Origin of the sequence: Microvirga aerophila (assembly GCF_003332305.1) — a bacterium.
Lineage (GTDB): Bacteria > Pseudomonadota > Alphaproteobacteria > Rhizobiales > Beijerinckiaceae > Microvirga > Microvirga aerophila.
Genome location: NZ_QOIO01000029.1, coordinates 37,714 through 57,874, shown reverse-complemented (window position 1 = coordinate 57,874; position 20,161 = coordinate 37,714). Strand labels below are relative to the sequence as shown.

At 60.7% G+C, this 20,161-nt stretch carries 23 protein-coding genes; 4 read left to right on the top strand and 19 right to left on the bottom strand.

The window, feature by feature from the left end:
• Window positions 1-17: 17 nt before the first annotated feature.
• The 9 genes from DRB19_RS16775 to DRB19_RS16740 are packed head-to-tail and all read right to left on the bottom strand — an operon-like array spanning window position 18 to window position 6,309.
• Window positions 18-494, bottom strand: coding sequence for a DUF1989 domain-containing protein (locus DRB19_RS16775; protein ID WP_246690423.1), 477 nt, complete (start codon window positions 492-494; stop codon window positions 18-20).
• Complete coding sequence (locus DRB19_RS31510; protein ID WP_246690424.1) at window positions 487-630, bottom strand: DUF1989 domain-containing protein; 144 nt, start codon at window positions 628-630, stop codon at window positions 487-489. The genes DRB19_RS16775 and DRB19_RS31510 overlap by 8 nt, the downstream gene beginning before the upstream one ends.
• Window positions 627-1,247, bottom strand: a complete 621-nt coding sequence (locus tag DRB19_RS16770; RefSeq protein ID WP_114187181.1) for a DUF1989 domain-containing protein — start codon at window positions 1,245-1,247, stop codon at window positions 627-629. The genes DRB19_RS31510 and DRB19_RS16770 overlap by 4 nt, the downstream gene beginning before the upstream one ends.
• 7 nt (window positions 1,248-1,254) lie before the next feature.
• Window positions 1,255-2,223 carry an arginase family protein gene (locus DRB19_RS16765; protein WP_114187180.1) on the bottom strand — a complete coding sequence of 323 codons (969 nt, stop codon included), beginning with the start codon at window positions 2,221-2,223 and terminating at the stop codon, window positions 1,255-1,257.
• Window positions 2,224-2,226: 3 nt separating this feature from the next.
• Complete coding sequence (locus DRB19_RS16760; RefSeq protein WP_114187179.1) at window positions 2,227-3,045, bottom strand: amino acid ABC transporter ATP-binding protein; 819 nt, start codon at window positions 3,043-3,045, stop codon at window positions 2,227-2,229.
• Window positions 3,042-3,764, bottom strand: coding sequence for an amino acid ABC transporter permease (locus DRB19_RS16755; protein ID WP_114187178.1), 723 nt, complete (start codon window positions 3,762-3,764; stop codon window positions 3,042-3,044). Before DRB19_RS16755 ends, DRB19_RS16760 begins: the two co-directional genes overlap by 4 nt.
• 4 nt (window positions 3,765-3,768) lie before the next feature.
• Complete coding sequence (locus tag DRB19_RS16750) at window positions 3,769-4,428, bottom strand: amino acid ABC transporter permease (RefSeq protein WP_114187177.1); 660 nt, start codon at window positions 4,426-4,428, stop codon at window positions 3,769-3,771.
• A 26-nt stretch (window positions 4,429-4,454) separates the two neighbouring features.
• A complete protein-coding gene (locus tag DRB19_RS16745; RefSeq protein WP_114187176.1) occupies window positions 4,455-5,309 on the bottom strand; it encodes a transporter substrate-binding domain-containing protein in 855 nt (284 codons plus the stop codon).
• The gene (locus DRB19_RS16740; protein WP_114187175.1) at window positions 5,302-6,309 is read right to left on the bottom strand and encodes an agmatinase; all 1,008 of its coding nucleotides are present in this window, start codon (window positions 6,307-6,309) and stop codon (window positions 5,302-5,304) included. Before DRB19_RS16740 ends, DRB19_RS16745 begins: the two co-directional genes overlap by 8 nt.
• A 119-nt stretch (window positions 6,310-6,428) precedes the next feature.
• Between DRB19_RS16740 and DRB19_RS16735 the strand changes: the two genes are divergently transcribed.
• Entirely contained in the window at window positions 6,429-7,412 is a 984-nt protein-coding gene (locus DRB19_RS16735) for a LysR substrate-binding domain-containing protein (RefSeq protein ID WP_114187174.1), read from the top strand.
• 133 nt (window positions 7,413-7,545) lie between these two features.
• On the opposite strand, the gene DRB19_RS16730 is transcribed toward DRB19_RS16735, so the two are convergent.
• The 9 genes from DRB19_RS16730 to DRB19_RS16690 form a co-directional block, all read right to left on the bottom strand.
• Entirely contained in the window at window positions 7,546-8,667 is a 1,122-nt protein-coding gene (locus DRB19_RS16730) for an SDR family oxidoreductase (RefSeq protein ID WP_308494289.1), read from the bottom strand.
• A 112-nt stretch (window positions 8,668-8,779) separates the two neighbouring features.
• The gene (locus tag DRB19_RS16725) at window positions 8,780-10,567 is read right to left on the bottom strand and encodes a thiamine pyrophosphate-requiring protein (protein ID WP_114187172.1); all 1,788 of its coding nucleotides are present in this window, start codon (window positions 10,565-10,567) and stop codon (window positions 8,780-8,782) included.
• A gap of 215 nt (window positions 10,568-10,782) precedes the next feature.
• Window positions 10,783-11,133, bottom strand: a complete 351-nt coding sequence (locus DRB19_RS16720; RefSeq protein ID WP_114187171.1) for a hypothetical protein — start codon at window positions 11,131-11,133, stop codon at window positions 10,783-10,785.
• Between the two features lie 583 nt (window positions 11,134-11,716).
• Window positions 11,717-12,139 (bottom strand): hypothetical protein, encoded by a 423-nt coding sequence (locus DRB19_RS30790; RefSeq protein WP_176602648.1) that lies wholly within the window; start codon window positions 12,137-12,139, stop codon window positions 11,717-11,719.
• Window positions 12,140-12,247: 108 nt separating this feature from the next.
• A complete protein-coding gene (locus DRB19_RS16710; protein ID WP_114187170.1) occupies window positions 12,248-12,832 on the bottom strand; it encodes a nucleotidyltransferase family protein in 585 nt (194 codons plus the stop codon).
• Window positions 12,829-13,848: a molybdopterin-binding protein gene (locus DRB19_RS16705; protein WP_114187169.1), complete on the bottom strand. Its 1,020-nt coding sequence runs from the start codon at window positions 13,846-13,848 to the stop codon at window positions 12,829-12,831. The genes DRB19_RS16710 and DRB19_RS16705 overlap by 4 nt, the downstream gene beginning before the upstream one ends.
• On the bottom strand, window positions 13,845-14,537 hold the full coding sequence (locus DRB19_RS16700; RefSeq protein ID WP_114187168.1) for an XdhC family protein: 693 nt from the start codon (window positions 14,535-14,537) through the stop codon (window positions 13,845-13,847). The genes DRB19_RS16705 and DRB19_RS16700 overlap by 4 nt, the downstream gene beginning before the upstream one ends.
• Before the next feature lie 111 nt (window positions 14,538-14,648).
• Window positions 14,649-14,972, bottom strand: a complete 324-nt coding sequence (locus tag DRB19_RS16695) for an XdhC family protein (protein ID WP_114187167.1) — start codon at window positions 14,970-14,972, stop codon at window positions 14,649-14,651.
• A gap of 174 nt (window positions 14,973-15,146) precedes the next feature.
• Window positions 15,147-15,710, bottom strand: a complete 564-nt coding sequence (locus DRB19_RS16690) for a PRC-barrel domain-containing protein (RefSeq protein ID WP_114187166.1) — start codon at window positions 15,708-15,710, stop codon at window positions 15,147-15,149.
• A gap of 279 nt (window positions 15,711-15,989) precedes the next feature.
• Here DRB19_RS16690 and DRB19_RS16685 point away from each other — a divergent pair, with 279 nt between their 5' ends.
• The 3 genes from DRB19_RS16685 to DRB19_RS16675 all read left to right on the top strand — a co-directional run bounded on the left by DRB19_RS16685 (window position 15,990) and on the right by DRB19_RS16675 (window position 19,366).
• Entirely contained in the window at window positions 15,990-16,445 is a 456-nt protein-coding gene (locus DRB19_RS16685; RefSeq protein ID WP_114187165.1) for a (2Fe-2S)-binding protein, read from the top strand.
• A 3-nt stretch (window positions 16,446-16,448) separates the two neighbouring features.
• Window positions 16,449-18,668, top strand: coding sequence for a xanthine dehydrogenase family protein molybdopterin-binding subunit (locus tag DRB19_RS16680; RefSeq protein ID WP_114187164.1), 2,220 nt, complete (start codon window positions 16,449-16,451; stop codon window positions 18,666-18,668).
• Window positions 18,669-18,832: 164 nt separating this feature from the next.
• Entirely contained in the window at window positions 18,833-19,366 is a 534-nt protein-coding gene (locus DRB19_RS16675) for an SRPBCC family protein (RefSeq protein ID WP_114187163.1), read from the top strand.
• Window positions 19,367-19,454: 88 nt separating this feature from the next.
• Here the strand turns inward: DRB19_RS16675 and DRB19_RS16670 are convergent, their stop codons facing one another.
• Window positions 19,455-20,159 carry an ABC transporter ATP-binding protein gene (locus DRB19_RS16670; protein WP_114187162.1) on the bottom strand — a complete coding sequence of 235 codons (705 nt, stop codon included), beginning with the start codon at window positions 20,157-20,159 and terminating at the stop codon, window positions 19,455-19,457.
• Window positions 20,160-20,161 lie beyond the last annotated feature (2 nt).

The window sequence follows — 20,161 nt, the reverse complement described above, 5'->3', positions numbered from 1 at the left end:
AAAGTCGACGCGATGCTTCACGCCGCATCCAGCACCATATAGTGCGCTACCGTCGGATTCAGATTCTGCCCGTTGATCGGCAGGATGTCTTGAGGGCAGGCCGACATGGCGACCACGCAATCCATGACCGCCCGCAACACCACATAGTCCCCCGGCTTCGAAGCCGGGACGCCCCATTCCGTAGCGCCGTCCGGATGAACCGGAATATTCATCCATAGATTGAGCGGGCTCGGGCATTCAGGGGGCGTCAGGCCTAGGCGCGCCATACCGGCGAAAAGGTTGTCCGTGCAGTTGTCGTGGTAATGGGTGCATCCAAGCAACCCGTAACGGTAGTTGTCGCAGGCGGCCATAAGGGTGTCGTGCACGCCCGGAGACGTGTCTTCCTCAAAGAGGAGGATAGGCCGGCGTCGATTGGTGACAAGCTTGTGTCCTGCGGTCGGCCTGATGGTGCCGATGGTGGGACGCAGATGCTCCATGGACATGAACTCACGCATGTCCTCCGCATTGAAGGCCCAAAAATCCACCACCTGCTTGGCCGTGCGTGTTGATGACCTTGATGGCTTGGCCGGCCTTGAGCCGCGCGGCGCGGCCGCTGCGCGCCGGAAGGGTTTCGAGATTCGTTTCGGTCATGCGTCAGCTCCTATGGTGAGGGGGAAGAGCCGCAGATGCGCGTCGGTAGGCATGCGGCCGTTGATCGGGGTTATGTCCTGAGGGCAGGCGGAGAACGCAACGATGCAATCACGCTGCGCGCGCAGCACCACGTGATCGCCAGGCTGCCCGAGCGGTGTTCCTTGCGTCAGGCTCATGTCCTGGCCGACCGGAATGTTCATGAAAAGATTCAGGGGCGCGGGGATCTCGGTGACTGCGACGCCGAGTTCAGCCATCGCCTCGACCAGATTGTCGGCGCAGTTCCGATGGTACTCCTGGCAGCCGAGGCGTTCGTAGCGCCACCGGTCGCATGCGGCCATGATGGTGTCGTGAATCCCCGGCGAGCGGTCCTCTTCAAGGACGAGGATCGGCTCGCGCTGGTTGGTGAAGAGCATGTGGCCTACCGCCGGCATCAGCCGCCCGTTCTCCACGCGGGTATGCTCCATGGACATATAATGGGCCGGATCCTCCACGCAGAACGCCCAGGTATCCACAACCTGAGTGCCGTGGGTATTGACCACGGCCACCGCCTCACCCTTCCGCAGTCTGATAGCCTTGCCGTGCCGGGCGGGAATGACCTCATCGCAATTAATCGTCATAGCGTTCTCACCTCGCCGCTACGCGACGGTTCTCGCGGCGTTCGATCCAGCGAGGTTGATTACAAATATGCCCCAGAAACTCGATCACGACGAGCGCTCCCAGATAGGCAGTGACGCCCGTCCCCACGTCGAGGGGCGGGTTTACCTCCACGAAGTCGAAGCCGATGATCTCATGCCGCTCCGCGATCGCCCGCAGGCTGTCCCGCAGCTCGGGATAGGACATGCCATCCGGCTCGGCGGAGACGCAGCCCGGCACGAGGGACATGTCGAGGGCATCGACGTCGATGCTCACATAAACTGGAGACCCGGGGGGAAGCAGCTCCGCGATCCCTGACGGACCGAGACTGCGGAACTGGCCCATCGGGATGACGCGATTGCCGTCCGCCCGAATCTCGTCGATCTGATCCTTGCTGTTGCGCAGGCTTCTGATGCCGACCTGCGTAAGGCTGAGGGCGGTTTCCATCGCGGCCACGTGCCGGAAGGCATGCCCATTGGTATAGCGCAGCCCGTGCTCGAATGAGCCATAGTCGCAATGGGCGTCGAACTGGATCACGTGGACCGGGCGGTCGAATGCTCGGAAGATCGGATAGGTGATCGAATGATCGCCTCCGAGAACCACGGGCATGGCTCCTCGCTCGAGAATGGCGCGCACGGAAGCTGTGATGTTCTCGAACGTCGCCTCGGTGTTGGTAGGGCGGATATCCACATCGCCCACATCGGCGATGAGACCGCCTGTCAGTTCTGCTGCCAAGTATTCGTTGCCGGTTTCGGGATCATAGACGCCCCTGGGGCTGAACCGGAGGGAATGCTCCCGCAGGGCCCGCGGCCCCATGCGGCTGCCCGGCAGGAACGGGGAGCCTTCGTCGAACGGCACGCCCAGAATGGCCACATCGGCATCGAGATCGGACAGATCGGCGCAGATCGGCGTGCGCAGGAAAGACGGAATACCGACATAGGGTCGGTCCACGCGGTCCATATTCTACTCCTTTGTGGATGATGATTGCGCGCCGGCGCCGGCGCGCCCCGGGGACATGACGAGATCGAAGAACGCCCTCGCGCGCAGGCTGGAAGCCTGGTTCAGCACCTGCTGGGCCGGGCCGTCCTCGACGATGCGGCCGCCATCCATGAACGCGATGCGGTCCGCCACTTTGGCCGCGAAGCCGATTTCGTGGGTGACGACCAGCATGGTCATGCCGCCCCGGGCGAGATCCCTCAGGAGTTCGAGCACCTCGCCGACCAATTCGGGATCGAGAGCCGATGTCGGCTCGTCGAACAGCATCAGGGCCGGGTCCATGGCAAGCGCCCTGGCGATGGCGACTCGCTGGCGTTGACCGCCGGACAACTCATGAGGGAAGGACGAGGCCTTGTCGGCAAGACCCAGCCGTTCCAGCAGAGCCCTGCCTCGACGGGCCGCTTCCTCGGGCGCCCGACCAAGCACCACGACCTGCGGGCGCGCAATGTTGTCGAGGGCGCTGAGGTGTGGCCAGAGATGAAGTTGCTGGAACACCATGCCGATCCGCGGGCGCATGGTGTCGATCTGCCGGCCACTGTGGCGGCGGACAGCTCCGCCGGGGTTCACCTCGCGCCCGAATGGTTTCCCTTCGATAGCAATGAAGCCGTCGTCAGGCTGTTCGAGCCAGGTTAGGCAGCGCAGCAACGTGCTCTTCCCGCAGCCGCTCGGGCCGGTGAGTGCGACCACCTCGCCGCGATGGATGTCGAGATAAATCTGTTCCAGGGCCGACGTTCGGCCGAACCGCTTCACGAGGGCGGAGACCGACAGAACCGGTATGTCGCTCATGATGCGGGCCGTCGTTCGAGGGAAAGGAAGCTGTCCGCAAGGCTGTTGCGGGTGACAGCCTTGGACTGCGCTCCGCCGGCCTTGCGCTCAAGCAGAGTTGCGGCCCGCGCCACGGCGATGGAGATAATCCAGTATACGCCGGCCACCACGGCGAAGACCTCGAAGGGCGCGAAGGTGTTCCCCTGCACCACCAACCCCTGATAGGTCAGCTCCGCCACTGTGATGGAGCTCAGGACGGACGATTCCTTGATCATCGTGAGCGTCATGTTGGTGGAAGGCGGCACGAGAGGACGAAGGATCTGTGGAGCCACCACGTAGCGCATGGCCTGCCCGGGCGACATGCCGATCGCTCTCGCGGATTCGAACTGTCCCTTCGGCAGAGCGACGATGGCAGCTCTTACAATCTCGGCGAAATAGGCGCTGGCGAACAGGGAGAGAGCGATGGTGCCGGTGAAGACGGCCGGGAGGCGGACGCCTGCAAAAGGCAGGCCGTAATGCACCAGGAACAGGATGATGATGAACGGGATGCCCCGCAGCACTGCAAGATATACACCGATCAGGAACCGCAGCGGCCGTAGGGGCACAAGCGCAAGGAGCGCGAGCACAGTGCCGAGCGCGAAGCCAACCACGAAGGCCGCCAAGCAAACCCGGATCGTCAGGAGCGCGCCTTGAAGAAACAGGGGCCAATAGGTGGTGAAGACCGAGACGTCGAAACCCATAGGCTTACATCCGCCTTGCGGCGAGGCGTGCCTCGAGGGTCATGCCCACGAAGCTCACTGCCAGATTGATGACGAGGAAGACGATGGCCGCGCCTACGAGGGTCTCGAAGGGACGGAAGGTAGAGCTGGCGATCTGCTGGGCGGTGCGCAGGACATCCACCACCGTGATGACCGAGAGCAGCGCCGTGCCCTTCACGACGATGGTGGACTCGTTGATGAGGACCGGGAGGGTTCGACGAAAGAGCTGGGGCAGGATCACCCGCAGCCAGATCACGTGGCGACGCAATCCCAGCGCCGTGGCGGCCTCGATCTGTCCAGGATCGATCGTTGGAAGGCTGCCGCGCATGATCTCGCTGACGAAGACCGCGCTGTTGAACGAGATGGCCAGCACTCCGGCGACCTCGGCGCTCAAATCCAACCCGGCATTCGGCAAAGCGTAGTAGAAGATGAAGATCTGGACCAGCAGCGGCGTTCCGCGGATGAAGCTGATCAGCACGTCGATCACCGCATTCACGGGAGCGATCTTGAGTGACCGGAGGATCGTGAGCGCCGTGCCGAGGATCAGGGCGATCGCGATGATGATCAACGCGAGGCGGAGGTTGACGAGGGCGGCGGCCGACAGGTTCGGCATCACCGAAATGAGATGAGCAGTCTGGAAAACCATCGCCCTCGAGATCCTTCCAGTCCCAATTAGAACGAACCCGGGGGCAGGTAGCCGGTTTCCGGAATTTTCATCTGGAATCCGAACCACTTGTCTTGCAGCTTGCCCAGCCGGCCGTCGTCGCGCATGGTGCGGATCACGCCGGATACGAAGTCCCGCAGATCCAGATCGTTCGGACGCGTGACCCATGACAGGTAGGTGTAGTTCGCGCCTGCAGTCATCGGTGCGAGAAGCTCGAAGGTCTCCGGACGCTCCTTGACGAGCACCGCAAGACTCGGGAGGGACTGGATCACGGCGTCGACCTCCCCGTTCGCCAGTGCCACGTAACTCTCCGTGAAGGCCGTATAAAGCTTGAGGTCCGCAAACCCCTTCCCGCCATCCGCCTTGAGCTTGGCGTCGACGGCCTTGGCGACCGGTTCGGTCGAGGAGGCAAGTTGCGTGGCGACGACCTTGCCGTTGAGATCTGCCATGCTCTTCATCGCTTCGCCCTTGCGCTTTGCCGCATAGGGCACCCCATCGGCGATGGGCAGGGTGTACGCGTAGCGCTTTGCGCGCTCCTCGTTGATGCCGACGGTAGTTGCTACGAGATCGAACTTGCCCGCCAGGATGCCCGGCAGGATGCCTTGCCACGGCAGGTCGAGTTGTTCGAGCTTGACGCCGAGCGCGGCCACGACCTCATCGAGGATGTCCTTGCCGTAGCCGACGATCTTGCCATCCTTGACGAACTCAAAGGGCGGGAAGGCCGCCTCGGTGCCGACCCTGAGCACGCCCGTGCGCCTGATCTTTTCAAGGGTCGTTTCGGCAAAGGCGGGGCGCGGCGCGAATAGGCCCAGCGCTGCGCCTCCCGCCAGAAGGCCGAATTGCCTGCGATCGATATTAGACATTGCACAACCTCGTGGTTTCTGGAGCGAGACGGCGTTCAGTTGAAGAAGCGTCGAAATAGCCAGCTCGAACGGCTGATCCGATGAGATTCACCATAAGTCTCCCGGCTGTGATGCTGGTGATGTTGTTCACGTCGAACGACGGCGTGATCTCGACGATATCCATGCCGAGCACCCGCCCCTTACCGACCAGCCCGTGGATGAGACGGCGGACCTGATGGAACGTCAGACCTCCGGGAGCAGGCCCCTCCACGGCCGGCATGACGGATGGGTCCAGGCCGTCGGCGTCGATGGTGATGTAGTACTGCCCCCCATCGGGAATGCGAGCCAACACGGCGTCGATACCGCCATCGTGGACCTCGAAAGCCGGGATGATGTTTGCGCCGTAGGCAAGCGCAGCCTCCACCTCCTCGGGACGGGCGCTTCCCTGGGACCTGATGCCGATCTGGAAGATGTCGCCGATATGGTCCATCTCGGAGGCCCGGCGGATCGGACTTGAAAGGCCGTCATAGACGCCGTTCACGTGATCGCGCCAATCGATATGCGCATCCACTTGGATCAGCGTGATGGGTCCGCGGCCTTCGAAGGCGCGCAGGATAGGAATCGGGATGCCGTGGTCGCCGCCGATCGTGATTGGCATCGCGCCGGCGGCCAGGATCTTTCGGACCGCTTCCTCGGCCCGCCTGTAATGGCTGCTCCGGTCATGAATATCGAACGGGACGTTCCCGACATCGACGACCTTCAGGTCGCGGTCGCCATAGATCGTGCCGCCTACGTCGAAATCGTAGCGCTCAAGCCCCCGGCTGATCCGATCCGTTACAGCGCGGACAGCATCCGGAGCCTTGATCTGATCGTTCGCGATCGCATGCGGCTCGTAGGCGCTGCCATATGGAATGCCGAGGATTGCGACATCGGCCTCAAGCGCGTCGAGATCCGTGACGACTGGCGAGTAGAGGAAGCTCTGGTGACCGGCCCTCGGCGGGACCGTTAGCGGCAAGGACATCGATACCCCTTGAATAATCCTAGTGCACAATCATCGTGCAGGATGCCTAAACAGCGTATTCAATATGCACATCATTTAGACATATAAGAATTCTATGCAATTCATTGTCACTCACAAGTATGCCAGAGTACACGCATACTTGTAGAGCACGCAACATGATACGTTCTGAAGTTTCTGCAATCCCGTCATTTACGGAGGGTGATCTACGATTATTAGGTATTTTTAGAGCTGTAGCCGAAGCAGGCGGACTGACCGCTGCGGAAACAAAACTGCGGATGGAGCGCTCGACGATCAGTCGACATATCCAATCCCTTGAAGCGCGCTTGGGCGCGCGCTTGTGTCACCGGGGCCCCTCGGGCTTCGAGCTCACGGAATTCGGCCGCGTTGCATTGCGGGCGTCGATCGCTGCATGCGACACCTTGGAGGCAGTTCGCAACGAATTGAACTTCGCCAGGAACGTGATTGTCGGAGAAGTGCGCGTTGGCATTGCCGATAATTGCATCACCAATCCGCAGACCCGGCTTGTTCCAGCCATCAGGCAATTCAGATCTCTCGCGCCTGACGTCACGTTGGATGTTCGAGTCCGTCCGCCCCGCGAACTGCTCGATGACCTTCTGTCCCGCCATATCCACATCGGTATCACCGGCGCGCCCGTCGGCGACAGCCACTTCGAATACGAGGAATTGTTCATCGAGGAGTTCCGCCTATACGCAGGCCCTATGGAGGGCGAGGAGGAACTGGACCTCAAAGATGTCGCTGCCGGCAAGGCATCCTTGATCGTGCGCGAGCAGGATCGTCATAGCCTCGCGCTAGCGAAACGGCTTGGGGTCGAGCACACTGCTGTAGCATCCGGCCTCGAATCGGTTGCGACACTTCTCGCAAGTGGTGGCTATGCGGCCTTTCTCCCGACCCACTACGTGGCTGGACTTCCGCGGCTGAGCGCCTTCCGTGAGGTGAAGGGCGCTACGGAACTGATCTATCGTGCCCCGTTCTCTGTCGTGATCGAGCGAAGCCGCTCCCCCTCGCCTGCCGTCGCGCTGTTTCGCAAGCAACTGCTCAACTGCCACCAAGAAGCCTCTATTACACTTGCCTGCTCTGCCTGAGATCCTGAGCAGGAATGGAGCCTCTTATACTAGCTTGTTTCGCGTAAAGCCGAACAAGCAATAAGTCTTCAGACCGCAGATGCGTCCGCTGGCAGGTCCACCACCTGCTCGCTCTCAAGCACCTCAATATGGTTTAGATGATCATGCGCGCGGCGCGTTCCCGAGCGGCCAAGCGGCGATCCCCCGACGAGGTGCTTCTCGTACCCAGTCTCCACCCTGCAGCGACGGCGCCCGCCACGCAGCCGAGCGCAACCGCGGCCAGGATCCCGCGCGCAGCCGTTTCGGAAACTGCCATTACGCGCTTGCGGGAGCATGGGCCGAACCGGCCGCCGACTCCCGGATCGCCAGGAGGCGCATCGAACAGGTTACCCTCGCGAGGCCGCGCTGGCTTTCCGGTCATCTGCCCCTCCCAAGCCCGGCGCGCCATCATGCGGTCCAGGAGTCTCGGCGCAACCATTGTTCCGAGGATCGCCTGAATCGTGGGACTGCCGACCCACATCTCGCGGGGGGCGTTCCGGGCAGCCCGCACGATTGCCTCCGCCACAGCCTCGGGCTCGTGGATCGGAGGAACGGGCTGTAATTCCTTGGGCAGATGACTGCGCACCCAATCAAACTGAGGGGTGTCCACGGCAGGAAGCTGCACCATGGTAAGTCTGATCCGGCTGCCTTCGTGCTGTAATTCGCTGCGCAGCGAATCCGTGAACCCGCGCACGGCGAATTTCGCCGCGCAATAGGCCGACTGCAGCGGGATCGACCGATAGCTCAGCGCCGACCCGATTTGGACGATGGTTCCTTCGCCCGTCTTCTGCATATGACGCAGGGCCGCTAGTGTTCCGTGGACCTGCCCGAGATAGGTCACTTCGGTGACACGGCGGATTTCGTCAGAGTTCAACGCGCTGGCTGGGCCGAAGACCGACGCCATTGCGTTGTTGATCCAGACATCGATGCGTCCCCATACGCCGACCACTTGGTCGGCCGCAGCCTCCATGGCGTCGGCATCCGCTACATCAGCCGCGATGACCAGAGCTTTGCCGCCCGCTTTTTCGACCTCGCGAGCCGCGCTCGCAAGGCGCCCGCGCCCGCGGGCGATGAGGGCCACGTGCCAGCCATCCCGGCCGAACGCCACCGCTACGGCGCGCCCGACGCCCGCGGACGCCCCTGTGATGACGACCACAGGACTGGTCGCCCGGGATGCCGGCGGTGTCTGGTGCGCCATCGCGTCAGCCCGGTTTTCATCATGAAAATTGTCAATCACATCGGGCTCTTCGGTACGTTTGGAACGACAGTGCCTAGATATAAGAACGGCCCAGTTAGTGAGTTCCACCCCATGGGCCGCACGCTCGAGGCCAGCGAACCCTGGCGGGACGTCACTCCCTCGAAGGCACGATCGATCCGATAAGGCCACGGGCGGTATCGACGAGCACGTTGCGAGCCTCCGCGTCACCCTTGACGAGTGCGCCCATGAAGTGTCGCGCCTGCTTCAGCGTGATATGAGGTGGGATCGGGGACACATTGGGATCCGTCACCATATCGAGTACGAAAGGTCGGTCCGCCGCAAGGGCCTCGTCCCAGGCCCGACCGACCTGCTCCGGATCCTCAACCCGACGGCCCGCAAGACCGATGGATTTGGCAAACTCCGCATAGGGTACGTCAGGAAGCGTCTGCGAGGCCTCCCATTTCGGGTCGCCCGCCTGAACGCGCTCCTCCCAGGTGACATAGGCAAGGTCGCGGTTGTTCAGCGCCATCACGATCAGACGTGGATCCGCCCACCGTCGCCAGTATTTCGCAATCGTAATGAGTTCCGCCAAGCCGTTCATCTGCATGGCGCCGTCGCCGACGAGAGCAATCACCGGACGCTCGGGATAGGCGAACTTCGCCGCAATGGCATAAGGAACCGCGCATCCCATGGTGGCGAGAGTTCCCGAGACGGAGCCCATCATTCCCCGCCTGAAGCTGAGATTGCGCGCATACCAGACCGACGTAGTGCCGCTGTCGGCCGTGACGATGGATCGGTCCGGCAAACGCTGTGAGAGCTCCAATACGACCCGCTGTGGGTTGATCGGATCGGCCTCGGCCATCGCCATGCCGTGGATTTGCTCCCGCGAGGAAACAACGCTGGCCTCGATCGTTTCACGCCACGACCGATCCGGCTTTTCGTCGAGCAGCAGCAGAAGCGCTGCCAGCGTCGCGGCGGAATCGCCGACAAGGTTGACCTCCGTTGGGTAGCGCAGTCCCAACATGCCAGCGTCACGATCGATCTGCACACCTCGGGCTTGGCCTTCCTTCGGCAGGAATTCCGCATAGGGAAAGCCCGAACCAACCATAAGGAGCGTGTCGCAGTCTTGCATGAGGTCCCAGCTGGCCTTTGTACCCAGAAGGCCGATCGAACCCGTGCAGAACGATAGGTCGTCCGGGACGGCGGCTTTGCCTAGAAGCGCCTTGGCGACCCCAGCGCCAAGCCGTTCCGCCACGGCGATGACCTCATCCGTGGCCCTAAGCGCGCCAGCGCCCACCAGGAGAGCGACCCTCTCCCCCGCATTCAGCACCTCGGCAGCCCGGGCTAAGGCGCTCGGGTCGGGAACGACGGGCGACATTTCTATACCGGTCCCCGAATGGGTCATGGCATGCTCGTGCGTCGGCTGCTCCATCGGCGCAACCTGGAGATCGTTCGGCAGGATCACGCACGTGACGCGACGCTCCGCTTTCGCGATTCGGTAGGCCCGGTCGATCAGATGCCGGACCTGGGCCGGCGCGACAGCGGTCTCCACGTAAGCGCCGGCCACGTCCTTGAAGAGGGACTGGAGGTCGAGGTCCTGCTGGTAATGCGAGCCGATGGCCGTGCGCGCCTGCTGGCCGACGAGCGCCAGAACAGGCTGGTGGTCCAATTTCGCGTCGTAGAGGCCGTTCAAAAGGTGAATCGCGCCGGGCCCGGAGGTTGCGATGCAGATGCCCATGTCACCGGTGAACTTCGCGTCTGCGCAGGCCATCAAGCCCGCCATTTCCTCATGCCGCACCTGGACGAAGTCGACCGCGCCCTCGGTCCTCGCAAGTGCCGCGATCAAACCGCCGATCCCATCTCCCGGATAGCCGTAGACACGGCGTACGCCCCATTCCTGCAAACGCTGCCAGATGAAATCTGCGACGGTATCGGCCATGACCGGCTCCTGTCAGGGTTCTGCCCTTAAACCCAGGCCGCTCCTTTAAAGTTGCATGGAGGCCGCCACGGAACCGCAGCCTTGCGGTGGGGCTCGTTCTGACGGGCGCTGAACTCCGTCTCCCGCAGAGCGGTATCGCTTTGGCCATGTTTCGGGACTTCGGTCTTTGCCGACTGTCTCGTTAGATCGGGCGGACTGACCGAGTGAAACGAGCCTCACTTACGGCAAGCGAAAGGCGGGAAGGTGCTCGCTGTTCCGGCGTTCATCGCTGCAACCACCATGATGTTTGCGAGTTCGAGTTCCTCGGTAGAACGGGGGCAGACATCACCTTTCGTCGTGCAACCCGATGCCAGGAAGGCATCATGACGACTGAGAAATTCTGATCCTAGACCTCGCGTGCCCCGTCGTGCCAGAGCCTCGGTCCACGCCGCCTTATAGCGGGCGCACTTCACCTCAGGCCAGCTTTGCGGCTCCTTACCCTGCGCGAAAGCGGTCGAAGCTCCGTTCGCCAGGGAGGCCGCCAGAAAGGCCGCAAGAGCGGCAGTCAGTATCTTGTAAGGGCTCATCTTATCCTCGGGCCTGCAACGCGGGCGCGAAGGAACACGAGCGCCGGCCCAGGTCAAGCCGGCCTCCACATCTGCCGTCGGGCTCGCGCCCCCCTCCCCATATTCCGGATCTTTGGAGGCGGCCCGGCATTATTCGAATGGCGAAGCCTGATCGTTGACCCTGTTGGAGAGCCTGTGAGGTTCGTATGAAAACATCATATGTCTGGATTGCACTCGCGGCCGCTGCGTTCAGCACAGCGGCGACCGCGGCAGATTTAACCACCATGACCCGAAGCCGGGACACCGTAATCCGAGGCCAGCAGACCAGTCGACCGATCATCAGGCTGGCGGATCAGGAGCTTGGTTACTCGGTCCTGCATGACACAGGCCCCTCATCCCGTGGCTACCGGGTGCATGTGACATGCACTTTGGACGATAGTTTTATGCAAACGTATTGCCCGACAACGCAATACGTCGCCACCTGTCCAAGGGCCAAGATCGCGTGTGGCGGACCCTGAGGAAAGCCGGCGCGCTTTATCCAGTTGGACCAATGGATAAAGGCGGACCGATGGTCCGCCTCGTTCTTGATGTCTAGGCGTCCAGCTTAAAACCCGACCCCGATCGAGATGCCCCCGTAGGGCCGTCCGTATCCATAATAGGGATAATAGGGGCGGCCATAGCCTGCATAATACCGGACGGGCCGGTAGTACCCATAGGCCGGACCGTAATATCCGTACGGGACGACGCGAGCAGGCCGATAGACGGGGTACGGTCGGGCGTAGCGATACGGCCGGGCATACCTGTAAGGCCGGGCGTATCGGACCACGCGAACGGGACGCCGGTTGTTCCAATTCCGATAAACGACCCTACGGTAGCGTGGGCGTCGCTCGACAACGCGGTAGCGATACTGGGTATAAGCCGTCTCGACCCGGTCGAAATCAGGCACTACGGCCTTGGGCGACGCCTCGGCGGCACCGCCCCAGGCTATGGAAACCGCCATGGCGGCAAGAAGGTGGCGCAAACGCATCAAAACCTCCTAGAGCGTTTGTCTTGAAACGTATGGGCCGCCCGCCCCGTTCCAGAGAACTGTCCACAGGGCCAGCCATGGCGCTGCCAGTGCTTTACGCTCGCCTTCTCAACCAAGGCTGGAGAATTCTTCCTTCGTATCGACGTCTCGTAGAACCGCTTGCCTGCTCGTGGGCCACTCGACCACGTCGGACCGACCGCGAAGGACGAGACCTGCGCCGCTGTCTCCGGAAAGCTCATCGATCAGGCCGTGGAGCCTTCGTGAGATTATGACCGGGTTACCCCGTTGCCCGTTCAACGTCGGAACCAAAGCGGCTGGTTCACCCGCCTCCTCCCAGGCGACCACGAGCTCGTCGATAAGGGCAGCTGTCACCAGCGGCATATCTCCCAGAAGAATGATGGCGGCTTTTGCTTTCGGCGGGAGCGCAGCGAACCCGGCCTTAAGCGATGTCGAGAGGCCCTCTGCGAAAGAAGCGTTGTGGACAATCTGAATCGGAAGACCTTCCAGCACGACCTCAATCTCACCGCTGCGGTGCCCTGTTACGACGATAACGGGCTGCGCCGCGGACCCCATTGCCGCCTCGACTCCATAGAGGAGCAAGGGTTTGCCCTGCAACGTGGCGAGCAACTTAGGCTCCTGGCCAAAGCGGGTGCCACGCCCGGCAGCAAGAATAATGGCCGCCACACCACTCACGCTTCATCCTCGCTTTCACCGCCAGCGCGCGGTTGCGGCCGGGAAAAGATCTCCATGAGAAGCCCCCCTACTCCCATAGCGTTGATGTCGGCGCGGGTGACGGGGACTTTCGCCAGCATGCGTTGAAGGACCCAGTCAAATCCATTTTCCTTGGGAGACCTGGCGCAACCCGGCGCGCCAATGACCGGTTTGCCCGTTATGGTTCCGACAAGGAGCAGGTTTCCAGGATCAACGGGCATGCCGAGGCTTTCCACATGCCCACCAGCCTTGTCGATCGCGGCTGGAATCACATCCCGCCGGTCTGCAATGGCAGATGCCCCGAACACGATGATGATCTCGGTCTCATCAGCCGCCTGCCGCAGCAGTTCATCGGCAAGCACATAGGTATCGTGGGGAATGCGACGATCCGCCGTGACCGTCGCGCCGGCAGGCTCCAGCCGCGTCGACAGCACGGTGATCGTCTTATCGATGATCGTCTGCTTCATGCCTGGCAGGAAGGTAGAAATCACCCCGACCGTTCGGCAGGCATAGGGAGCGACATGCAAAGCTCCCCCACCGACGACAGCCAAACCGCGCTTGAGCACCAAATCGGGAACTGCATACGGGATGACCTTCACGGTTCCGATCATTTCCCCTTCGACCACGGGTTTGTAGGCAGGCAATGTTGCAGCGGTAATCGCCTCGTCGACAGCATTGAGACGGTCGATCGACAGCTTATCAACCATGAGAACGCCGGAAGCGCCGGCGTAAAGATTGGATCGGCCCGTAAAGGGCCGTTCTACAATGACACTCTCCCCCGCGAGTGTCTCGGCGATCCTTCGCGCAGCGTCATCCTCGCCGACATCGCCATGTTCCAGCTGGGCGGCGACGATCATGTCAACGCCTTCTCGCTTCAAACACAGGGCCAGCTCCGCCGTGATGGAGCTTCCTTTCCTGATGAACGTTTTGCCTGCGCGTACACTGTGAACGGCAATCGCCCCGATAGCATCCTCGATCGCGACAGGACCGAACTTCACGCTGATCCTCTCCGCTCATTCCGAAAGGCAGCGACGATTTCGGCTAGAATCGAGACGGCAATCTCCGCAGGCGACGTTGCGCCTATATCGAGACCGATAGGTGCACGAATACGGGACAGATCAGCCTCTATGAAGCCCGCGTTGGTCAGGCGTTCAATACGTCGTTCATGTGTTTTGCGCGATCCGAGAGCACCGATGTAGAAGCATTGTGAACGAAGAGCAGTTATGATCGCAGGGTCATCTATTTTCGGATCATGTGTCAGCGCGACTAGCGCTGTGTACCGATCGAAGCCAAGACTTGGTAGGACGGCGTCCGGCCACATTGTTAAGAGCGAAACATCTGGGAAGCGATCTGGCGTCGCAAAGGCCGTACGTGGGTCGACGACTGTGATGCTCAGGTCGAGTTGCTTCATCATAGGGATCAACGCCTGGCTGATATGCACAGCTCCTATAATAACGACCTTCAACGGTGGCTCTTGCACTGTCAGAAAGAACTGGCGCCCATCATGTTCTACAAGAGCGCTCTTGCCTCGCGTCAGATGCAGATCCAGCAGCGGGGCGAGCGGATCCTGTGCGATTGCGTCCTGACCTACGAGACGCTGCTCGCCGGATTGGATATCGGTGATGATAATAGCGGCACGGCGGGCGGCTCGCTCGCCGTTGAGCCGTGAGAGCATCTCCAGTTTCATAGACAGGCCCTTGCCGAAGCGCTGCCAGGACGCTGACCTAGAGGCAGTTCGGAGATGTTCTCAGGGAAAGCGAGATGCTTAGATGGCGACCCGTCCATTTCTGAAGCCATGTTATTCCACGCGCTCCACGTAAATCTTGATGCGCCCGCCACAGGAGAGCCCGACACGCCAAGCAGTTTCATCCGCGACCCCGAATTCGAGCACACGTGGCCTTCCGTCCGCGATGACATCAAGCGCTTCGGTGATGACAGAGCCCTCCACGCAGCCGCCGGAGACCGAGCCCAGAAAGTTCGCATCCTCATCGATGATCAGATGGCTGCCAATGGCCCGAGGGGCCGATCCCCAGGTTTCGATCACGGTCGCCAGCGCAACGCCTTTTCCGGCCCGCCTCCAGTCTTCCGCCGCTTTCAGCACATCAGTATCGGTAGAGAGCATTTCGGTTCATCATCATGAGGCCCAAACGACGCTAGCTTGGTGGTAAAACGGCTTACTCTTTACCATATCGGGACTGTGATTATCCAGAAGCCCCATGTGAGCGCTCCGCATCCTGAACAGAGCTTGTTCTATGGATGTTGCGCCGCATCCCCAGCGACATCAAGATGCACAGATCTAGCGAGATTGCGGAACGGAGCCTCCGGTCGCCGTACCACTTCCCTTCGTGAGGTCCTGATTGTCATCGAGACCAGCCTCTCGTGCGAGCGGTTCGAACCCCTTGGCATTTTTCAGTATGCTCAGATCCATCTTTACCAGGAGATGAACATCCCGACGGTTCACCGTCTTCTGTTCGATGGCGCCGACGGGAATGCCAACTCTCCTGCCGTTTGCTCCGGAAGCAGCGTCTAGGTCAGCAACCAGCGCCGTCATTTTATGATCACGACTGATAAGAATGTCCCGTACGGTTCCAACTCGCGTTCCAGCGGCGTCATGAAGAGGCCGGCCGATAAGGTCGCTGGAGAGCAATTCCCCCTCCATCTGCTCCGTGACGACACTTGAGGTGTTCGTACTTCCTGAATTGGTCTGGTTGGCATTCGGAATACCGCCGATAAGTGGCGCCTGAGTGGATGGAGTTTCGGACAACTGCGGCCGCGCGCCAGGTTGAGAGGTCGGCCCTTGCGCGAAGGCAACAGCACTGGCCGCCATCGCCAGAAACGTTATCCCAGTTGCGTACCTCATTCGTTATGCTCCTCAGCCTAGCTGTCTCTGAACAACGTGAATTGTTTCACTCGGATCCGGCCGAGCTCCAAAATGGATGCCGATACGGCACCTTCCGATAAAGCTCATAACAAGTACGAGCTTACGTAACTGTCTCGAATAAAACTTGTCGGAATTATTGCGCCAACTTACGATACTGCAATAGCTGGCAGTGAGATTCATTTGTTTCGCAGATAAGCTCTATTTTGCACTGCAGCGAATTTGCTGCACCAGCACAATACGAAACTGGGAGGATGGCACGTGGTTGACTTCAGTTTGAATGGTAAAGCTGTCAGCGTGGATGCGCCTGACGATACGTTCTTGCTCTATGTGCTTGTCAATGATCTCCGGATCAATGGGGCGAAATATGGCTGCGGCCGCGCGCAATGCGGAGCATGTACGGTGCTCATTGACGGCGAACCGGTCCGGTCATGCCTCACCGCAACCTCTGCCGCCGCTGGACGTTCGGTCACAACCCTGGAAGGCCTGCGTGACGGCGAGAAGCCCGGCAGACTTCAGCAGGCATTTATCGACGAGCAGGCTGCGCAATGTGGGTACTGCTCCTCCGGAATGATCCTCCAAGCGCAAGCCCTTCTCGATCGCAATCCCACTCCGAGCGACGGCGAGGTACGAGCGGCGCTGGACGCCAACCTGTGCAGGTGTGGCTCGCACAACCGTATCGTTCGGGCCGTGCTGCGTGCGGCAAGGGAGGTTTAAGCAATGAACAAGCCCTTCACTCTCGATCGCCGCCGCCTACTCCAAGGCTTGGGTTCCCTGACTCTATCCTTCGCGGTCCCCCTGGATCTTGCGGTTGCGCAAACTCCTCCAAAACTGCCCGGCGATCTCAAGACATCGCCGATGCTGAGCGCATGGCTTAAGATCAATGCTGACGGCACCGTCACTCTGATGATCGGAAAGGTTGAGCTTGGCCAAGGCATCCTGACAGCTGTCACACAGATCTGCGCCGACGAACTCGACGTGGACCTTGGGCGCGTCAAAATCATCTCCGGCGATACTGCTGTCGTGCCGGACGAAGGAACGACAGCAGGCTCCCAATCAATGCCGGGCTGTGCGCCGGCCGTTCAACAAGCCTCCGCCGAAGTCCGCCAGATCCTGCTCGGGCTGGCCGCCGCGAAACTTGGGCAGCCGGTAGAGTCTCTAAAAGTCAGTGATGGAACGATCACGGGCCAAGGAGGCTCGCAGGCTACCTATTGGGAACTCGTCACCGGCAAGGAGTTGGAGAGAGAAGCAACCGGAAAGACGCCTCTAAAGCCCGCATCGGAACACCGATATATCGGGAAGTCGGTTACGCGTGTCGATATCCCGGCAAAGATGACCGGCGAGGCCATCTTCCTTCAGGAATACCGACCGGAAGGTATGGTTCACGGACGCATCGTTCGTCCGCCGACTTATTCCGCTCGGTTAGCCGATGCGAAAACCGATCAAGTCGAGAGCATGCCTGGCGTCCTTAAAGTCGTTCGCAACGGCAGCTTCCTTGGGGTTATTGCGGAACGTGAGGACCAGGCGCTTGCCGCCGCCGCCGAACTGGAGAATGCGGCCAAGTGGGAGGTCGACAACCTCCTTCCAGGACATGAAGGCATCTACGACTGGCTACTCAAGGCTAAGTCTGAGGATAAGGAGATCCATAAGAAGGCCAGATCAGGAGGGGGCGAAACCGCCAAGGTCATCGAGGCAACCTATCAACGGCCATACCACATGCATGCCTCGATCGGGCCCTCGGCGGCGATTGCTACGATGGGCAATGATGGCACCTTGACGATCCAAACACATAGCCAGAGCGTCTTCGAGACCGCCCCGGCAATCGCCAAGATGCTCAGCATGGACCCTGCAAAGGTACGGTGCCAGCACATGCAGGGGTCCGGATGCTACGGACATAATATGGCTGACGATGCTGCGGCCGACGCAGCGCTTCTTGCCGTTGCCTTGCCGGGCCGGCCGGTTCGACTGCTCTATACGCGAGACCAAGAGCATAAATGGGAACCCTACGGTTCCGCCATGGTGATCAAAACCAAGGCAGCCGTCGACGACAAAGGAAACGTTCTCGATTGGGACCTCGAAGTTTGGTCCACGCCCCATGGAACCCGACCAGGCGGAGAACCGGGCAACCTGCTGTCTGCACGCTACCTGGAGAAGCCCTTCAAACAGCCGGTTCCGCGCAATGGCGGACCGCCAAACTACGCGGCCGACAGAAACGCCATTGCTCTCTATGACTTCCCTGGCCAACGGGTCCTTTTGCATTACATCACGGAGATGCCCCTTCGGGTTTCCTCCACCCGGGGCTTGGGGGCTTACGCGAATGTGTTCGCAATTGAGTCGTTCATCGACGAACTGGCTCGGTCCGCAGGCGCAGACCCGCTCGAGTATCGGCTGCGTTTCTTGAAGGACAAGCGAGCCCGCGATGTCCTGGTCAAAGCCGCCGAGACATTCGGCTGGGATAAGTTCGAGAAGAAGGAAAATCGCGGACGCGGCATCGCATTCGCTCAGTACAAAAACTATGCCGGGCTGTGCGCGGTCGCCATGGAGGTGGACGTCAATCGACGCAATGGCAGGGTTCGCGTGGTGCGGGTGGCAACGGCTGCCGATAGCGGCCATGTCGTCAGTCCGGACGGTATCTCCAACCAGATCGAGGGTGGCGTCATTCAGTCCCTGAGCTGGAGCCTCAAGGAGGAGGTCAAGTTCGACAACTCCAGGGTGCTCTCCGAAGATTGGGCGAGCTACCCAATCCTCACGTTCTCGGAAGTCCCGCCTGTCGAAGTCTCGATCATCGATCGACCAGGCGAACCATACCTCGGAACGGGCGAGGCCTCGCAAGGACCTACATCGGCAGCGCTCGCTAATGCGGTCTTCGACGCGACAGGAGTTCGTTTCCGGCGGCTTCCATTTACCCCCGAACGTGTCAAGGCGGGCCTCACCGTTTGAAGGAAGCGGGGAGCTTCGGCTCCCCACTTTTTCGATGAGTTCCTCGCTTGGCTTCGCACGCGAGTAAAATAAGGTTTGCTTCACGCTGGAAGCGCCGGAACATCCTCATTCCAAAATACCAGCCGGCCTCACCCAACCGGCGATTAGCCAATCGGAGTAATTTTATGGAAATGACCGAGAGCCGGGAAATCGGCGCCCCTCGTGCGGTTGTATGGGCTGGGCTGAATGACCCCGAGATCCTAAGACAATGCATTCCAGGCTGCGAAAGTCTCGAGAAGCTGTCCGATACGGAGATGCAGGCCAAGGTGACGCTCAAGATTGGCCCTGTGAAGGCCACGTTCAAAGGTGCGGTCACCCTCAAGGATCTGGATCCTCCCAACGCTTACACCATCAGCGGCGAAGGCACTGGCGGCGCAGCAGGTCATGCAAAGGGGTCGGCTTTCGTACAATTGGAAGAGAATGATGCCGGCACGACCCTGCGCTATGCGGTCAAGGTGCAGATCGGCGGCAAGCTGGCTCAACTTGGCGGCCGGCTGATAGACGCAACGGCCAAAAAGCTTGCTGGCGAATTCTTCACCAAGTTTAGTGAGCTTGTAGCTCCGGTCCGACAACCGGAGGCAGAAGAAGCCCCTGCGAGTCCGCAGAAACAGGGTTGGTTGGGAGGGGTATTCTCAAAGAAGGATCAGCCGGTTCCCTGAAGGCTCGAAGAAGACGTGCCTACAAGGCTCAGGGTGGAACCCATAACGAGTTCCACCCTGAGCTTTTCTTAGTGGCGCGTCGAACCTGTCAGACCGAGCAGTAACGCTCCTGAATCTCTGCGTCCGCCAGAAGTTCCGACGCCGAAGCATGATGCACGACAGTGCCTTGATCGACCACGTACGCCCGATCCGCAATGCTGAGGGCAAGCTCCACATTCTGCTCCACGAGCAGAATGGTCGTGCCTTGTGCCTTCATGTTGCGGAACAGCTCAAACATCTCGTCCACCAGCACCGGCATAATGCCTTCCGACGGCTCGTCGAGCATGATCAGCTTCGGGTCCGAGATCATGGCCCGCGCGATCGCCAACATTTGCTGCTCGCCTCCGGACATGGTGATGGCCACTTGATCGAGACGTTCCGCCAGACGAGGAAAGATCGTAGCGGTTCGGTCGATCAGTTCCGCCTCTTTCTTTTTGTTGGGCGATGCGACCAAGCCCAGCCTCAGGTTTTCGCGCACGGAGAGGCCAGGAACAATTCGGCGCTCCTCAGGCACATAGGCAAGGCCCGCTCCGAAGCGGGCATGCGCCGGCTTGCTCAAGACCTCCCGGCCTTCAAACTCGACCCGGCCGGCTGTCTTGTCGATCAGACCGATAATCGACTTGAGCGTGGTGGTCTTGCCTGCCCCGTTACGTCCGATGAGACAAACGATCTCGCCATTGTTGACGTCAAGGCTGATGTCCTGAAGAACGTGACTTGATCCGTACCAGGCATTGAGCTTTTCGACCCTCAGCATCG

Coding starts and splice junctions, on each gene's coding strand:
- DRB19_RS16775 (WP_246690423.1), bottom strand. CDS start 494: ATGCGTGAGTTCATGTCCATGGAGCATCTGCGTCCCACCATCGGCACC.
- DRB19_RS31510 (WP_246690424.1), bottom strand. CDS start 630: ATGACCGAAACGAATCTCGAAACCCTTCCGGCGCGCAGCGGCCGCGCC.
- DRB19_RS16770 (WP_114187181.1), bottom strand. CDS start 1,247: ATGACGATTAATTGCGATGAGGTCATTCCCGCCCGGCACGGCAAGGCT.
- DRB19_RS16765 (WP_114187180.1), bottom strand. CDS start 2,223: ATGGACCGCGTGGACCGACCCTATGTCGGTATTCCGTCTTTCCTGCGC.
- DRB19_RS16760 (WP_114187179.1), bottom strand. CDS start 3,045: ATGAGCGACATACCGGTTCTGTCGGTCTCCGCCCTCGTGAAGCGGTTC.
- DRB19_RS16755 (WP_114187178.1), bottom strand. CDS start 3,764: ATGGGTTTCGACGTCTCGGTCTTCACCACCTATTGGCCCCTGTTTCTT.
- DRB19_RS16750 (WP_114187177.1), bottom strand. CDS start 4,428: ATGGTTTTCCAGACTGCTCATCTCATTTCGGTGATGCCGAACCTGTCG.
- DRB19_RS16745 (WP_114187176.1), bottom strand. CDS start 5,309: ATGTCTAATATCGATCGCAGGCAATTCGGCCTTCTGGCGGGAGGCGCA.
- DRB19_RS16740 (WP_114187175.1), bottom strand. CDS start 6,309: ATGTCCTTGCCGCTAACGGTCCCGCCGAGGGCCGGTCACCAGAGCTTC.
- DRB19_RS16735 (WP_114187174.1), top strand. CDS start 6,429: ATGCCAGAGTACACGCATACTTGTAGAGCACGCAACATGATACGTTCT.
- DRB19_RS16725 (WP_114187172.1), bottom strand. CDS start 10,567: ATGGCCGATACCGTCGCAGATTTCATCTGGCAGCGTTTGCAGGAATGG.
- DRB19_RS16720 (WP_114187171.1), bottom strand. CDS start 11,133: ATGAGCCCTTACAAGATACTGACTGCCGCTCTTGCGGCCTTTCTGGCG.
- DRB19_RS30790 (WP_176602648.1), bottom strand. CDS start 12,139: ATGCGTTTGCGCCACCTTCTTGCCGCCATGGCGGTTTCCATAGCCTGG.
- DRB19_RS16700 (WP_114187168.1), bottom strand. CDS start 14,537: ATGAAACTGGAGATGCTCTCACGGCTCAACGGCGAGCGAGCCGCCCGC.
- DRB19_RS16695 (WP_114187167.1), bottom strand. CDS start 14,972: ATGCTCTCTACCGATACTGATGTGCTGAAAGCGGCGGAAGACTGGAGG.
- DRB19_RS16690 (WP_114187166.1), bottom strand. CDS start 15,710: ATGAGGTACGCAACTGGGATAACGTTTCTGGCGATGGCGGCCAGTGCT.
- DRB19_RS16680 (WP_114187164.1), top strand. CDS start 16,449: ATGAACAAGCCCTTCACTCTCGATCGCCGCCGCCTACTCCAAGGCTTG.
- DRB19_RS16675 (WP_114187163.1), top strand. CDS start 18,833: ATGGAAATGACCGAGAGCCGGGAAATCGGCGCCCCTCGTGCGGTTGTA.
- DRB19_RS16670 (WP_114187162.1), bottom strand. CDS start 20,159: ATGCTGAGGGTCGAAAAGCTCAATGCCTGGTACGGATCAAGTCACGTT.